We start from the raw sequence: 13,914 nt of genomic DNA, 5'->3' as shown, positions 1-13,914 counted from the left end.
AGCCGGGTCGAGTGCCGCTCGGTGCTGTCCTGGCAAGCCGGGGCGCGGCATGGTCCGCTACTTGTGTGGTGGTTGCCGAGTGATCTCGTCGAGTGTCGAGACCGATTGCGGCGCGCAGTCGCCGGTGCGCCTGCGCACCCTGGTGTGGACGGTGTTCGTCCCGATGGTGCTGTACGGCACCGGGTCCGGTGCGGCGGCGCCGATGTATGCGTTGCGTGCATTGGATCTCGGTGCGTCCATCGGTGTCGCCGGAGTGATCGTGGCGCTGAGTGGACTGGGCATGGTGTTGGCGGACCTGCCTGCCGGGCGGGTTGTCGCGCGGATAGGCGAGCGTGGGGCGATCGGTCTCGGTTCGGCGCTCGGGGTGGTCGGGGTGCTGTGTGCGATCTGCGCGCCGAATGTCGGTGTGCTGGCGGCTGGGATGTTGTGCAACGGGGCAGCGGGTGCGGTGTGGGGGCTGGCTCGTCAGTCGTATGTCGTTGCCGTTGTCGCCCCGACCGATCGAGGGCGGGCGCTGTCCACACTGGCCGGGTCGTCACGGCTCGGGTTTTTCTGCGGTCCGTTCCTCGGTGCCCTGCTGGTTCATGCGATGGGGCCGAACGGCGCGCTGTGGTTGCAGTTCGCGATGACCATCCTGTCCGGCGCCGCCATGGTCGCCATTCGTTCGACCGACGTCGACGATGCGCATCCCGGCGGCCACAGCCTGCGCTCAGTCGTCGTCGAAAACCGCAGGGTGCTCGGCACACTCGGCTCGGCGGCATTGCTGGTCGGGGCGGCGCGGGCGGCCCGGCTGGCACTGCTGCCGCTCTGGGCGGCGCACATCGGCGCGAGTCCATCGACCACCAGCCTGGTGTTCGGCGTCGCCGGGGCGATGGACGTGCTCATGTCCTATCCAGCGGGCGTCTGGTTGGACCGTTACGGCCGCCGCGCCACCGGAATCCCGTCGATGCTGCTGTTCGCCGCCGGATACGCCGCCATCCCCTTCACCTCGTCGGCACTGGAACTCGCCGGCGTGGCCGTGCTACTCGGCCTCGCCAACGGCGTGAGCAACGGTCTCATCATGACTGTCGGCGCCGACGTCGCCCCCGCCGGCCAACGCGCCGAATTCCTCGGCGCCTGGCGCCTCACCCACGACATCGGCTCGTTCGTCGGCCCGATCGCCGTCGGACTGATCAGCGCCGCAACCGTTCTCGGCGCATCAGCGATCGCCCTCGCCGCAGCCGCGTCAGCAGGCGCCGCCGCCATGCACCGCTGGTTCCCCGGCGCTGCCCCGACCCCGCAACCCCGCGACGCACTTTCGGCGACTACCCCCGCCCCGCAGCCGCGCCACCAATCCAGCGACACCCCATCGGCAACTACCCCCGCCGGCCCCGTTCCTCCGCCGCTCACCGGACAAGTCCCGTGAGCGGCACACCAGAGCGCTGCTCCTCTCGTGTCGCTGTCGTCAGGTGCCACTCACGATTGGCGGACCCGAGTACCGAGAACCGTGGGGCACCATCGCGCCCAGCGAAACAGTCAGCGCCGTCGACATATCCGAGGTTCCGCAGGCCGTGCCCGCCTGCCGGATCAATCTCGTGAGTGGCACACTGTGGAGCGGCCGATAGGCGAGTCGCCGCAGCGTGTGCCACTCATGGGCAGACTCACTGAGCTCGGGTCCCCGACGACCGGGTGCTGCTGCGGGGGTCAGCATCCATGATCCTGCGCGGCGCTGAAGTCACGCGACCGAGTATCCCCGCCGGGGCGCGGCAACCGCCTGGAAGCCTGGCGTGCGCGAGACCGCCTCAGCTGTACCGGTTTGCGAGTGGCACATCGAGCGGCTGAGCTCGGTGTGGCGCAAACCCGCTCGTGATCAGCGGACCCGGGTACCGAGGAGGTGGCGGACGCCGCCGATGAACAGCTGTAGGCCGAAGTCGAAACGGGCGGTGGCGTCGGGGGTTTCGTGGAGCGGAGAGGCGTCTTCGGTGAGGGCGCCGACCGAGTCCATTTGCATCCTTGACTGTTCGTCGACTGTTTGGCCGAGGACGTAGTACAGCATGGTGTATGCGGCCAGTTCGGCTTCGTGGCGGGGCATACCCGCGCGGATTGCCGCGCTCACCAGTCGTTCTCGGCCCTTGTTGGTGGTGAGGCGGGAGGCATAGGTGGCCGAGACCAACTCGGCGCCGTCGCGGTAGGCCAGCAGGCAGTCGCGCAGCCGGTGTGCCAGTTCGGTAATCTGGCCCGACCATTCGGTGGCGTCGATCGGTTCGTCCATCGGCGCGAGGATCTTGTCGGCGACCGCGCCCAGCAGTGCCTGCTTGTTGGGGAAGTGCCAGTACAGGGCACCCGGCTGCACCTGTAGTGAGCCTGCGAGCCTGCGCATGGTCAGATCGGCGAGACCGTATTGGTCGAGAATGGCGACGGCGCCGTCGACCACGTCCGCTCTGTGCAGCTGCACCCGAATTCCTTACCCGTCGTGTTTTGACTCACTCTTACCATTACCCTAGCCTGAACACCGTTCAAGTTGCACGGCCACCTCGGGCGAAGAGCCGCGGAGTTGGCGTGTACTGCACCGGACGAAGGGATTCGTGCAGTGACCCAGGCACCCGTTCAGACCGACATCTTGGCCATTGCCCGCGAGCAGGTGCTCGAGCGTGGCGTCGGCCTGACTCAGGAGCAGACCCTCGAGGTACTGCGGCTCGGCGACGACCAGCTCGAAGACCTACTGGCCCTGGCCCACGAGGTGCGCATGAAGTGGTGCGGTCCCGAGGTCGAGGTCGAGGGCATTATCAGCCTCAAGACCGGCGGCTGCCCCGAGGACTGCCACTTCTGCTCGCAGTCCGGCCTGTTCCAGTCGCCGGTGCGCGCCGCATGGCTGGACATTCCAAGCCTGGTCGAGGCGGCCAAGCAGACCGCCAAGTCCGGCGCCACCGAGTTCTGCATCGTCGCCGCGGTCCGCGGCCCCGATGAGCGGCTGATGGCGCAGGTCGCCGCGGGCGTCGAGGCCATTCGCAACGAGGTCGACATCCAGGTCGCCTGTTCGCTCGGCATGCTCACCCAGGAGCAGGTCGACCAGCTGGCCGCCATGGGCGTGCACCGCTACAACCACAACCTGGAGACCTCGCGCTCGCACTTTCCGAACGTGGTCACCACACACAGCTGGGAAGAGCGCTGGGACACCCTGCGCATGGTTCGTGAAGCGGGTATGGAGGTCTGCTGCGGCGGCATCCTCGGCATGGGTGAAAGCCTGGAGCAGCGTGCCGAATTCGCCGCCGATCTCGCGAAGCTCGATCCCGACGAGGTCCCGCTGAACTTCCTCAACCCGCGCCCGGGCACCCCCTTCGGAGACCTCGAGGTGCTGCCCGCCTCCGACGCGCTGCGCGCTGTCGCCGCGTTCCGGCTCGCCTTGCCGCGTACCATGCTTCGTTTCGCGGGCGGCCGCGAGATCACCCTCGGTGACCTCGGCGCCAAGCAGGGCATCCTCGGCGGTATCAACGCCGTCATCGTCGGCAACTACCTGACCACGCTCGGTCGGCCCGCCGAGGCGGACCTGGATCTGCTCGGCGAGCTGAAGATGCCGATCAAAGCGCTCAACGAAACGCTCTGACCCGCCCGCATTGTGACGAAAGAGGCTGGCGCGATGAGTAGTGTCATGGATATGGACGAGCGCTACAACCCGTTCACCGGCAAGCGGATCGTGCCCGGTCTCGATGACCCGGTGCCGACCGCAGCGGCACTGGGACTGGAACCGCCGCGCTTCTGCGAGGAGTGCGGTCGCCGGATGGTCGTGCAGGTGAGCCCGGACGGTTGGTGGGCGAAATGCTCACGACACGGTGTGCTCGACTCGGCGAGTCTGGAACGCCGCTAGTGGTAGCGGGTGCGGCGGGGATCCGGCGTGAGGTCCGCGCGGCGGTGGTCGTCGGGGTGGCGGTGTTGCTGATCAGCGTGCTCGGCGGTGTGGCGTGGGGTTGGCTGGCCCCGACCGAGCAACTCCTGGTGACCCAGCCCGGCCGCGGCTCCACGCTGACGGGGGAGAGCATGCATCAGTTCGATGCGCTGGCGATCTTCGTGTGCATCGGCGCGGTGACGGGCGTGCTGTCCGCGGTGGGTGCGTGGCGGTGGCGCGCGGTGCGTGGGCCGATCCTGCAACTGGGGCTGCTGATCGGGTCCCTTGCGGGCGCGTTCGCGATGTCCTTGGTTGGCGAGCAGATCACCCGGTGGCAACACCCGCGTGTGACCGACCCGTCCATCGGGCAGATCGTGGTCTTGCCGACCGAGGTGAGCAGCTGGCTCGCGCTCATCGTGCAGCCGCTGCTCGCGTCGCTGGTGGTGCTGTTCGTGGCGGCGCTCTACCCGTCGGATGATCTCGGCACCGGATTCAGTGGACCGTTCGGAGAGTCGAGACCGGTCGATAACCGATCCTTCGCTGCGGCAAGTGTTTACCGGCCATATGCCGCTGGGCATGCGGGCAATGGGGCTGTCCCCTACGGTGGTTACGAGCCGGCCGGAGAAGCCGGGTCCGGTTCGATGCCGGAGTCTCGCCCCAGATACTGACCGTTGGCCGAACCGTTGCCTGCGGGTCGGTACCGATGTGCCACAACAACCTAGAATTGTGGGACACGGTGTGCGTTCAGAGAGGAACGGGTCGTGGCGTTCGTCGGTAGCGGTCCGGTCGTCGAGGAGCTCGACGCGAAATTCTGGCGGGTGGCCGCCCCGCTCGCTTATCAGGGTGCGAGCGAGGAATTCGTTGTCCCGGAAGGGTTCCGCACCGATTTCGCATCGGTGCCGCGCGTGTTCGTGTGGCTGATTCCCCGCTACGGCGCCTACACCAAGGCTGCCATTCTGCACGACTACCTGCACAGCTCCGGTGTGGTCGGTGATGCCGACGCGGACGGCATCTTCCGGCGCGCGCTGCACGAGGCCGGGGTGTCGGTGCCGCGTCGCTGGATGATGTGGGCCGCAGTGCGTCTCGGTAGCCGCATGCGCGGAGCCACTCCACTGGACATCGCCCGCTTCGTCCTCATCGCGGTGCTGTCCGTGCCCTTCCTCGTCATTCCCGCGGCCGTCGTGCAGGTCTTTCTCATCTTGTTCTGGCTGGTGGAACTGCTGTTCTGGGCTGTCGCCCACGTCGGGCGCCGGGCACCAGCGCCGCCGCCACCGGCGCCGCAGATGAAGACGGCCTGAGCGGTCGGCCGACGCTTCGGCAGCCGATTCCTGCTGCACCGCAAGGTGATCGAGAGCGGCGCTCCTCGCATATCGGTAACGCGCGCAGTGCCGTCGAGAACGAACTGAACCCGGTTGCGCCGCTGTCGGTGAACGGACCGAATGTTCCGGTCCGGAACCGAAATCTGAGCAGTTCGCCGCCCTCTTCGACGCGGCAGGCAATCCGACGCTGCGCAGGGTTGCGGCTGCGGCCGAGGCACGCATGCGGGCCACGCGGGCGGCCGGGCAGAAGGGCGGTGTGTCTATCCAGCGCATCAGATGCTCGTCGGCGCCTCCGGCGCGGGTAAATCCTCCCTGCTCGAAGCAGGCTTGCTACCCGCACTTGCCGATCCGCTCGAGGATTGGGCGATCGCGACCATGACGCCGGGGCGCACACCGGTCAGCAGTCTGTTCGCCGCCATCGATGTCGAGCACAGCCAAGATCCGGTCGGCTCCGAATATGGCTACGGTGCCACGGGTTCCGAACGCGGCCCCGGCACAGCGGATTGCACCGCTTCCGAGAACGCAGGGGGTTCTTCGGAATCGGCGGAATCCGCCACTGCGGCGCTGGCCGAATGGGGCATCGGCCAGCGCCGCCTGTTGATCGTGGACCAGTTCGAGGAACTGTTCACCCTGTGCCACGACGGACAACAGCGCGAGGTGTTCCTGGCTGCTCTCGAACACCTGGCCATTCGCGGCGCGCGCGATCCGGCCGCCGTCGTGCTCGCGGTGCGCGCCGACTTCTACGCGCAGTGTCTCGACGTGCCGGTATATGAGAGCTCGAAGCTGTTGTACCCCCGAATAAATGAGTGGAGAGCGGGCCGCCGGCGCGGATACCGTTGACCAACAGTCCGTTCGGACAGTGCGACCGTGGGAAGGAGGTGTTGGCAATGAACGAACGTAACCAGGCATTGGTGCTGGCGGGGATGTACCCGGAGCAGAGTGGGGAGCGGCCGGACTTGGTGGCGTGGCGGCGGCGCAATGCGCTGCGCCGGTCCAGTGCTGCGCAACCTGTTCCCAGCAAGCGACAGTATCGCAGGACTCGGAAACACAGGAGTCAGTCGCAGGATTCCTGACGCGGGCGTATACGGCGACTTGTTCGTCTGACAGTGGACGTCTCCGTATCGGATGCGGCCGCGTGCCAGCAGCATCTTGCCGAGCGCGGTCGCGGGTGGCGGCAGCAGTTCTCAGGTGAGCGCGGGCGGGCCGACGTCCGGGGGCGACTGGACAGTCCGCCGAGCCGGGCCCAGACTCGGAAGATAAGTAGAGTCGCCGGTCGGGGTGCAGATGCGTGATTACTGGTGTCCAAGTGTGGCCGAGCGGGTCGAGCAGCTGTTCGTGGCGTTTCACTCGCGGACGGAGCCGGAACGGTCGGGGGACGAGGTGGCCCGGGAGCTGACTCGGCGGACGGGGTTTCCGGTTTCGGCTGGGGTGTTGAAGGCGTTGCGGCGCGGGATTTCCGATGGTGATCCCGTGGTGCTGGCGGCGCTGGCAGGCTATTTCGGGGTTCCCGCGAGCTATCTGACCGGTTCCGGTCCGGAAGTCGTTGCGTTGCACAGGCAGCTGGAACTACTGCGGAGTATCCGCGAGGCCGGTGTGACACGGCTGGCTCTGCGCGGTGGCGGCACACTGCGTGCGGATGCCGACCTGTCCGGCTTGGTGCGTGCGCTGGATGCGTTGTGAGTCCCGGTCAGCAGAGGGATCCGATTATCGAGCAGCTGTGGCGGATGGCGGAAATGCTGGCCGTGCCGCAGCCGTGGACCCTCGCGGCGTTCATCGAGCGGGCCGAAGGCGTGACAGGCAAGCGGATTCGGCTGTTGCCCGCGCCGGGTCTGGTCGCGGAGGGCGCTCCGTGTGGGTTGGTGTTGGAACGGGCCGCCGAGATCGTCGTCGCCTATGACGCAATGGCTTCCGATGCGGATGTCAGCCATATCGTCCGGCACGAGGTCGGTCATCTGCTGTTGAACCAGATCGGTCGAGCGCCGGATCGGTCTATGGCCGAGGCCCTCGACACGGTGTTTCCCGGCCTCGATCCAGATGAGGTCCTGCACGCGCTCGGACCACACGACCGCGGCGACGAGAGGCAATGTCGGTGCAGCGGTTCGTCACGCTGATTGCATGACGATCGGCTTCGAAGGGATCGACGTGGCCGCATCGCCCGTCGATTCTTGTCCGGTCCGGACAACTCCACCCTGGCGGGCCGCTGTCCGATATCCGGTCCGGAGTTCTTCGTAAATCGCTGTGACCAGCTAACTTTGCCGCTCGAGCACGGCATGGCCGCGCCTTCGGCGATGCGGTTCTTCTAGCGTCGAAGTCGTTCGAGTGATCGAACGTCAGGAGCCGGATCGTTGATCCGGATTGCTTCGGTAGCAAGAAGATCCGTTCGAACCCGAGGGGGAGTAATGATGTGGAAATCCATTGCGGTCGGGGCCGTGCTGCTGGCGGGTGTGTCCGTCGGTGCGCCGATTGCCGAGGCGGAGCTCTGGGAGGCCGCGGTTCACGGCACCGTCGTCGCGGAGCAGTTCGACGCGGAACACGTTGTCTTTCCCTGTCTTTGGCCGGTGTGCGGCTTGAGCTAGCGGCAGCGGGCGATGGTCCGGCATGCGGGTCTGCGGGATGGCGGACCGCCGCGAGCGGCGATGTGGGCTGGGCGGTGGAGGGGACTGCCCAGTCCACCCGCGCCGATTACGTGGGGGGCCGCAATGCCGCGAATTCGTCGGTGACGCGGAGGCCGGAGTCGGTGAAGCGGTAGACAGCGGCGGGGCGGCCACCCGCGCGGCCGGGGGCGGCGGTGGCGCCGGTGGGGGTGATGACCCTGCGGCGGGTGAGGACTCGCTGCAGGTTGGTGGTGTCGACGTCGTAGCCCAGTGCGGCGCAGTAGATTTCGCGCAATGTGGACATGGTGAAGCGGTCGGGGGCCAGGGCGAAGGCGATATTGGTGTAGGAGAGTTTCGCGGCCAGGCGGGTGCGGGCGTGGTCGACGACCGTGCCGTGGTCGAAGGACATGTCGGGCAGCGTGGAGACCGGGTGCCATGCGGTGTCGGACGGCAGTTGTGGGTCCGCGGTGAGTGGGACGAGTCCGAGGTAGGCCGAGGCGATGCGGCGCGGGACGGGGACGCGGTCGGGGTCGCTGAAGACCGAGAGCTGCTCCAGGTGCGTCAGCTCGCGCACGTCGACCTTTTCGGCGAGCTGGCGCCTGGCCGAGTCGTCGAGGTCTTCGTCGTCACGCAGCCGACCGCCCGGTAGCGACCAGGTCCCCTTCTGCGGGTCGAGTGCACGCTGCCACAGCAGCACGGCGAGTTCGGTTCGCTGGTCGGGTGGGCAGCGTCGGATGACCTCGCCTGAGCGCTCTGCGGGGCCGGGACCTGCGGTGATATCGGAGGGGAAGCGCCGAACCTGGAACACCGCGGTGAGCGATTCGTGGATGGTGTTACTATGGGGCACGTTTTCGATTATAAGTCGAAAACCTGGTTTGGTGCGAATTCGGCGGTATTGCCGAGCGCATGGAGGAAGGAGCCATCATGGCGACGATGGGAGCGAAGCTCGCAACCGCGCCTGGCACCACGCTGATGGAGCAGGTCATCGACGGGCCCGCGGGATTCACCGGCGTCGAGGGGACGCCAGAGTGGGCGCAGGAGATCAAGCGATTGGCGCGTGAGCGCAACGCCACGATTCTCGCGCACAACTACCAGCTGCCGGAGATCCAGGACGTGGCCGATCACGTCGGTGACTCGCTGGCGCTGTCCCGGATCGCGGCCGAGGCGCCCGAGGACACCATTGTGTTCTGTGGCGTGCACTTCATGGCGGAGACGGCCAAGATCCTCAGCCCTGAGAAGACCGTGCTGATCCCGGACCAGCGGGCAGGCTGCTCGCTCGCCGACTCCATCACCGCGGACGAATTGCGCGCCTGGAAGGCCGAATTCCCGAACGCCGTCGTGGTGTCCTACGTGAACACCACGGCCGCGGTGAAGGCGCTCACCGACATCTGCTGCACGTCCTCGAACGCCGTCGACGTGGTCGCCTCCATCGATCCGGACCGCGAGGTGCTGTTCTTGCCGGACCAGTTCTTGGGCGCACACGTCAAGCGGGTCACCGGCCGCGAGAACATGCAGATCTGGGCGGGCGAATGCCACGTGCACGCGGGCATCAACGGCGAGGAACTGCAGGAGCAGGCCCGCACCCACCCGAATGCCGAGCTGTTCGTGCACCCCGAATGCGGTTGCGCCACTTCGGCGTTGTACCTCGCGGGCGAGGGCTCGTTCCCGGCCGACCGGGTGCACATCCTGTCCACCGGCGGCATGATCGACGCGGCCAAGGCCGCCAAGTCGAGCCAGGTGCTGGTCGCCACCGAGGTCGGCATGCTGCACCAGCTGCGCAAGGCCGCCCCCGGCATCGACTTCCAGGCCGTCAACGACCGGGCGTCGTGCACGTACATGAAGATGATCACCCCTGCCGCGCTGCTGCGGGCGCTGGTGGAAAACCGCGACGAGGTGCATGTCGATCTGGAAACCGCTGCGCTGGCGCGTAACTCGGTGCAGCGCATGATCGAGATCGGCAACTCGGGCGGTGGGGAATGATCGGCAGGAGCGCATGACCATTGCGCCGCCGCGGATCGACTGGGAGGCCGACGCCGACCTGATCGTGATCGGCGGCGGTGTCGCCGGTCTGACCGCGGCGCGCACCGCGTCGCTGCGTGGCCTGCGAGTGCTCATCCTCAGCAAGGGCGGCGCGACCGACACCTCCACCCAGTACGCCCAAGGCGGGATCGCCGTCGTTGCGCCGCACGGGGATTCGGTGGAATCGCACGTGCACGACACGGTCGAGGCCGGTGCCGGTCTCTGTGACGTGGACGCGGTGCGGTCGATCGTCGAAGGCGGCCAGGACGCGGTCGCCGCGTTGACGGATCTGGGTGCGGTGTTCGACCTCGGTCGGGACGGCCAGATCTCGCGTACTCGCGAGGGCGGACACAGCACTCGGCGGATCATCCACGCGGGCGGCGACGCTACCGGCGCCGAGGTGCAGCGCGCACTGAACGCGGCCGGTCTGCCGGTCTTGTTCGGCACCGCGGCCTTGGAGATCGTCACCGGTCCGGGTGGTGTGCAGGGTGTGATCGCGGTGTCCGAGCGCGGATTCGGGGTCGTGCACGCACCGGCGGTGCTGCTGGCCACCGGCGGTCTCGGTCAGCTGTACGCGCTCAGCACCAACCCGCAGGGGGCGACCGCGGATGGCATCGCACTGGCCCTCTGGGCCGGAGCGACCGTTGCCGATATCGAATTCGTGCAGTTCCATCCGACGGTGCTGTACACGCCGGGCGGGACCGGTCGCAGGCCGCTGATCAGCGAGGCCGTCCGTGGCGAGGGCGCGACACTGGTGGATTCCGAAGGCAATTCGGTGACCTCGGGTGTGCACCCGCGCGGTGATCTGGCACCACGCGATGTGGTGTCGCGGGCGATCGCCGAACGGATGCGGGCACTGGGCGCCGACCACGTGTATCTCGACGCCAGGTCCGTCGACGGCTTCCCGCAACGGTTTCCGACGATCACCGCCTCGTGCCTGGCCGCGGGCATCGATCCGCGCACCGACCTCATCCCGGTCGCTCCGGCCGCGCACTACCAATGCGGCGGGGTGGTCACCGATACGCACGGCCGCACCGCCGTTCCCGGCTTGTACGCGGCGGGCGAGGTGGCGCGCACCGGCCTGCACGGCGCCAACCGCCTGGCCTCCAACAGCCTGCTGGAGGGCCTCGTCGTCGGCGAACGGGCCGGGGTGGCCGCCGCGGAACGGCTCGGCGAGGAGGCGCCCATCACGGAAATCCCCCTCCGTGCGGTACTTCGCGTCGACCGAACGCTGGTGCAGCAGTTGATGACCGCCCACGGCTCCGTCGTCCGGGATTCCGCCGGTCTGTCCGATGCCACACGCAGGTTGGAAGATGCGGTCCTGCACCGCGCCACTCGGTCGCGCCATGGATCCGGCAATTCGGTAACGCGCGACGGTATCGCAAGACCGAACGGCTCGGCGGTCAATGATTCACCGGTGCACAGGAATGCGGCGGCGCACAACAAGGCAGCAGTGCACAGCGGTCCGGCAGTACACAACGATGCGGCGGCGGATAGGCATCCGGCAGCGCACGTCGATGCGTCGCTGCCGAGCGGTGTCGCGGCACTGCCGAGCGCGCAGCACCGCACCTCGAACAGCTTTGCGGCGCAACGTATCGCAGAGTTCGAAGACGCAGCACTGACGTTGACGGCCCGAGTGCTACTGCTTGCCGCAGCGGCTCGCACCGAAAGCCGCGGCTGCCACACCCGCTCCGACCACCCGGAGTCGACCGAACGCCAACGCCACAGCGTCGCATTCCGTCTCGGCTCGGAAGGCCAACCAGTCCAAGCCCCAGACGGATTCGCCGTCGCCGACCCCTGGCCCCGAGACTCCCTCCCGAGCGCATCATGACCCCGCCTGGACGACGAGTGGCACATGGCTGTGGCGACGCGCCGGAAGCGCCCGCCCTGGTGTGCCACTCACCACGGCTCGGCGCCTTGAACACCGCCCGCGGGTTGTGCGGGCAGGCAGAGTAGGAGTGCATTGATGGGGCTCGATAGTGGACTCGAGCGCGACGAGGTGCTCGCGCTCATCCGTACCGCGCTGCACGAGGACTTGCGGTACGGGCCCGACATCACCACCGCGGCAACCGTTCCGGTGGATGCGGTGGTGAAGGCGTCGGTAGTGTCCAGGCAGCCGGGGACGGTCGCCGGGCTCGATGCCGGGTTGCTCGTCCTCGACGAGGTGATCGGGGCCGGGAACTACGAAATCACCGACCGGGTTGCCGACGGAACACGCGTCGAGCCAGGACAATCGGTGCTCGGGCTGGTCGCGCCGACACGGGGTCTGCTCACCGCCGAACGCACCATGCTCAACCTGGTCTGCCATCTGTCTGGCATCGCGACGGCCACCGCCGCGTGGGTGGACGAGGTCGCGGGCACCGACTGCCGAATCCGTGACAGCCGAAAGACGCTGCCGGGCCTACGCGCCCTGCAGAAGTACGCGGTCCGAGTCGGCGGGGGAGTGAACCACCGGATGGGTCTCGGGGACGCGGCGCTGATCAAGGACAACCACGTGGTCGCCGCCGGTTCGGTGGTCGATGCGCTGCGCGCGGTCCGCGACCTGGCGCCCGACATCGCCTGCGAGGTCGAGGTGGACAGCCTCGAACAGCTCGATGCGGTCCTCGCCGAAAATGTGGAACTCGTACTGCTGGACAACTTCCCGCTCTGGCAGACCCAGGCCGCGGTCCAGCGCCGCGATACCAAGGCCCCGCAGACCAAGCTCGAATCCTCCGGCGGCCTGAGCCTCGACGATGCTGCCGACTACGCCCGCACCGGCGTCGACTACCTGGCGGTCGGCGCACTCACCCACTCGGTGCGTGTGCTCGACCTCGGGTTGGACATGTAGTGAGGCGAGTCGGTACGCCGCACCGGCAGTGGGTCTCCTTCACGCCGTGAGTTCACGCTCGAGCGGAGTGCGGAAGCGGGGGACGGCGCGGACGTCGCCGAACCAGCTGTTGGTGCGGGTTGCTTCGGCCTCGATCATGGCTTCGGCGTCGGAGCCGACGTCTTCCAGTAGGCGGTAGGCGATTTCGCCGTCCTTGCGCTGGGCCCAACCTCCGACGATGCGGCCGTTCCACCAGATGGTGGGGCCGATATTGCCGTTGCGGTCGAACAGGCTCGGTGCGTGCGGGCCGAGGTACCAATCGCGGGATTGCCAGCCCATGGGGGTTGGGTCGAGGGCGGGCAGCAGCGAGACCCACGGTTCGGGGGTGGGGACGGGCTCGAGGTCGTCGGCGAGCAGGATGCCGGTGGCGCCGTCCAGATCGACCTCGATGGTATCGAGGAGGGCGAGGGCCTTGCGGACGTCGCCGAGGGACCAGCCGGTCCACCATTTGATGTCCGAAACCGGAGCGGGGCCGAAGGCGGACAACCATTTTCGGACCAATTCGGCGCGGGCGAGGTCGGCGGGCATCGTCGCGACACCGTCCGGCAGCCACGATTCCACTGGCGCCCAGGTGTATTGGCTGCTGGCCCAGCTGCCGTTCGGACGACCGCGCACAATGCGGCCTTCGACACCGAGGATCACCAGCACCCAGGTGGTGATGCTGGTCGGTTTCGAATATGACTTATCGGGAGCCGTATTCACCTGCGTACGCAGCCGTGGCACGTCCTTGCTCAGCTGGGCGCCGGTCGCCGCGCCCCGCGTCAGCAGCGCCTTGTGGGTCTCGTCCTCGACATCGGCGAGCCATTCACGGGCGTTGCCGTCGATCACCCCGGCTACCTCGATGAACCTGCTGTAGGTTCGCCGCTGCTTCTCGGCAAGTGCGTCAGCGCACGACGCCTGCAGCACCGGCAGCAGTTCCACCGGCGCGACGAACATGGTGCGCCGCATCGCGAGCAGCCGCAGCAGCGTGCGGTCCTCGTACAGCGCCTGCTCGACATGCGCCGGAGTTGCGGTGCGGCTGCGCGCGCCGAGCGACAGGAACACCGTGGCCGGATCGGTCGCGTGCAGCACGACGAGAGACCGGGCGATATCGGTTACCTCGTCGGTGCGGGCGGCAGTGGCCAGTCGGTGTCGTACCGCGAGTCGAGCTCGCCGCTGGGCCGCATCAATCGAACGCATAGGCGAATCTTAACCGAGTCCCTGCAGTTCGCGATGCCGCGAAGTGCGCGGTCAGGCCGGTGTCGGACGGCTGAT

At 67.8% G+C, this 13,914-nt stretch carries 15 protein-coding genes; 12 read left to right on the top strand and 3 right to left on the bottom strand.

The window, feature by feature from the left end; all coding sequences use genetic code 11:
- Window positions 1-79 precede the first annotated feature (79 nt).
- Window positions 80-1,405 carry an MFS transporter gene (locus ACFQZZ_RS13220; RefSeq protein ID WP_378678964.1) on the top strand — a complete coding sequence of 442 codons (1,326 nt, stop codon included), beginning with the start codon at window positions 80-82 and terminating at the stop codon, window positions 1,403-1,405.
- Window positions 1,406-1,849: 444 nt separating this feature from the next.
- On the opposite strand, the gene ACFQZZ_RS13215 is transcribed toward ACFQZZ_RS13220, so the two are convergent.
- On the bottom strand, window positions 1,850-2,434 hold the full coding sequence (locus ACFQZZ_RS13215) for a TetR/AcrR family transcriptional regulator C-terminal domain-containing protein (RefSeq protein WP_378678961.1): 585 nt from the start codon (window positions 2,432-2,434) through the stop codon (window positions 1,850-1,852).
- Window positions 2,435-2,569: 135 nt separating this feature from the next.
- Between ACFQZZ_RS13215 and bioB the strand changes: the two genes are divergently transcribed.
- From bioB to ACFQZZ_RS13175, 8 genes are all read left to right on the top strand, one after another.
- Window positions 2,570-3,583, top strand: a complete 1,014-nt coding sequence (gene bioB / locus ACFQZZ_RS13210) for a biotin synthase BioB (RefSeq protein WP_378678958.1) — start codon at window positions 2,570-2,572, stop codon at window positions 3,581-3,583.
- 33 nt (window positions 3,584-3,616) lie between these two features.
- The gene (locus ACFQZZ_RS13205; protein ID WP_378678955.1) at window positions 3,617-3,844 is read left to right on the top strand and encodes a hypothetical protein; all 228 of its coding nucleotides are present in this window, start codon (window positions 3,617-3,619) and stop codon (window positions 3,842-3,844) included.
- A complete protein-coding gene (locus ACFQZZ_RS13200; RefSeq protein WP_378678952.1) occupies window positions 3,844-4,530 on the top strand; it encodes a DUF2567 domain-containing protein in 687 nt (228 codons plus the stop codon). Before ACFQZZ_RS13205 ends, ACFQZZ_RS13200 begins: the two co-directional genes overlap by 1 nt.
- 93 nt (window positions 4,531-4,623) lie before the next feature.
- A complete protein-coding gene (locus tag ACFQZZ_RS13195) occupies window positions 4,624-5,160 on the top strand; it encodes a DUF1353 domain-containing protein (protein WP_378678949.1) in 537 nt (178 codons plus the stop codon).
- Between the two features lie 297 nt (window positions 5,161-5,457).
- Entirely contained in the window at window positions 5,458-6,021 is a 564-nt protein-coding gene (locus ACFQZZ_RS13190; RefSeq protein ID WP_378678946.1) for a hypothetical protein, read from the top strand.
- Window positions 6,022-6,489: 468 nt separating this feature from the next.
- Window positions 6,490-6,861, top strand: coding sequence for a hypothetical protein (locus ACFQZZ_RS13185; protein WP_378678943.1), 372 nt, complete (start codon window positions 6,490-6,492; stop codon window positions 6,859-6,861).
- Complete coding sequence (locus tag ACFQZZ_RS13180) at window positions 6,858-7,292, top strand: hypothetical protein (RefSeq protein ID WP_378678940.1); 435 nt, start codon at window positions 6,858-6,860, stop codon at window positions 7,290-7,292. Before ACFQZZ_RS13185 ends, ACFQZZ_RS13180 begins: the two co-directional genes overlap by 4 nt.
- Window positions 7,293-7,580: 288 nt before the next feature.
- Entirely contained in the window at window positions 7,581-7,757 is a 177-nt protein-coding gene (locus ACFQZZ_RS13175) for a hypothetical protein (protein ID WP_378678937.1), read from the top strand.
- Between the two features lie 106 nt (window positions 7,758-7,863).
- On the opposite strand, the gene ACFQZZ_RS13170 is transcribed toward ACFQZZ_RS13175, so the two are convergent.
- A complete protein-coding gene (locus tag ACFQZZ_RS13170; RefSeq protein WP_378678934.1) occupies window positions 7,864-8,622 on the bottom strand; it encodes an NUDIX domain-containing protein in 759 nt (252 codons plus the stop codon).
- A gap of 77 nt (window positions 8,623-8,699) precedes the next feature.
- Here ACFQZZ_RS13170 and nadA point away from each other — a divergent pair, with 77 nt between their 5' ends.
- From nadA to nadC, 3 genes are all read left to right on the top strand, one after another.
- Window positions 8,700-9,755: a quinolinate synthase NadA gene (gene nadA, locus ACFQZZ_RS13165; RefSeq protein ID WP_378678931.1), complete on the top strand. Its 1,056-nt coding sequence runs from the start codon at window positions 8,700-8,702 to the stop codon at window positions 9,753-9,755.
- A gap of 13 nt (window positions 9,756-9,768) precedes the next feature.
- The gene (locus tag ACFQZZ_RS13160) at window positions 9,769-11,625 is read left to right on the top strand and encodes an L-aspartate oxidase (RefSeq protein ID WP_378678928.1); all 1,857 of its coding nucleotides are present in this window, start codon (window positions 9,769-9,771) and stop codon (window positions 11,623-11,625) included.
- 135 nt (window positions 11,626-11,760) lie between these two features.
- Window positions 11,761-12,621, top strand: a complete 861-nt coding sequence (gene nadC / locus ACFQZZ_RS13155) for a carboxylating nicotinate-nucleotide diphosphorylase (protein WP_378678925.1) — start codon at window positions 11,761-11,763, stop codon at window positions 12,619-12,621.
- Window positions 12,622-12,660: 39 nt separating this feature from the next.
- Here nadC and ACFQZZ_RS13150 read toward each other — a convergent pair whose 3' ends face one another.
- A complete protein-coding gene (locus ACFQZZ_RS13150) occupies window positions 12,661-13,839 on the bottom strand; it encodes a winged helix DNA-binding domain-containing protein (protein ID WP_378678922.1) in 1,179 nt (392 codons plus the stop codon).
- Between the last annotated feature and the right edge of the window lie 75 nt (window positions 13,840-13,914).

The sequence above is a fragment of the Nocardia sp. GCM10030253 genome (genome assembly GCF_042675075.1).
Taxonomy (GTDB): domain Bacteria; phylum Actinomycetota; class Actinomycetes; order Mycobacteriales; family Mycobacteriaceae; genus Nocardia.
This window is presented reverse-complemented; position numbering and strand designations above follow the sequence as displayed.

Bases quoted from the DNA above. Each gene is read 5' to 3' on its own strand.
- ACFQZZ_RS13205 (WP_378678955.1), top strand. From the start codon at position 3,617: ATGAGTAGTGTCATGGATATGGACGAGCGCTACAACCCGTTCACCGGC.
- ACFQZZ_RS13190 (WP_378678946.1), top strand. From the start codon at position 5,458: ATGCTCGTCGGCGCCTCCGGCGCGGGTAAATCCTCCCTGCTCGAAGCA.
- ACFQZZ_RS13175 (WP_378678937.1), top strand. From the start codon at position 7,581: ATGATGTGGAAATCCATTGCGGTCGGGGCCGTGCTGCTGGCGGGTGTG.
- nadA (WP_378678931.1), top strand. From the start codon at position 8,700: ATGGCGACGATGGGAGCGAAGCTCGCAACCGCGCCTGGCACCACGCTG.
- ACFQZZ_RS13160 (WP_378678928.1), top strand. From the start codon at position 9,769: ATGACCATTGCGCCGCCGCGGATCGACTGGGAGGCCGACGCCGACCTG.
- nadC (WP_378678925.1), top strand. From the start codon at position 11,761: ATGGGGCTCGATAGTGGACTCGAGCGCGACGAGGTGCTCGCGCTCATC.
- ACFQZZ_RS13150 (WP_378678922.1), bottom strand. From the start codon at position 13,839: ATGCGTTCGATTGATGCGGCCCAGCGGCGAGCTCGACTCGCGGTACGA.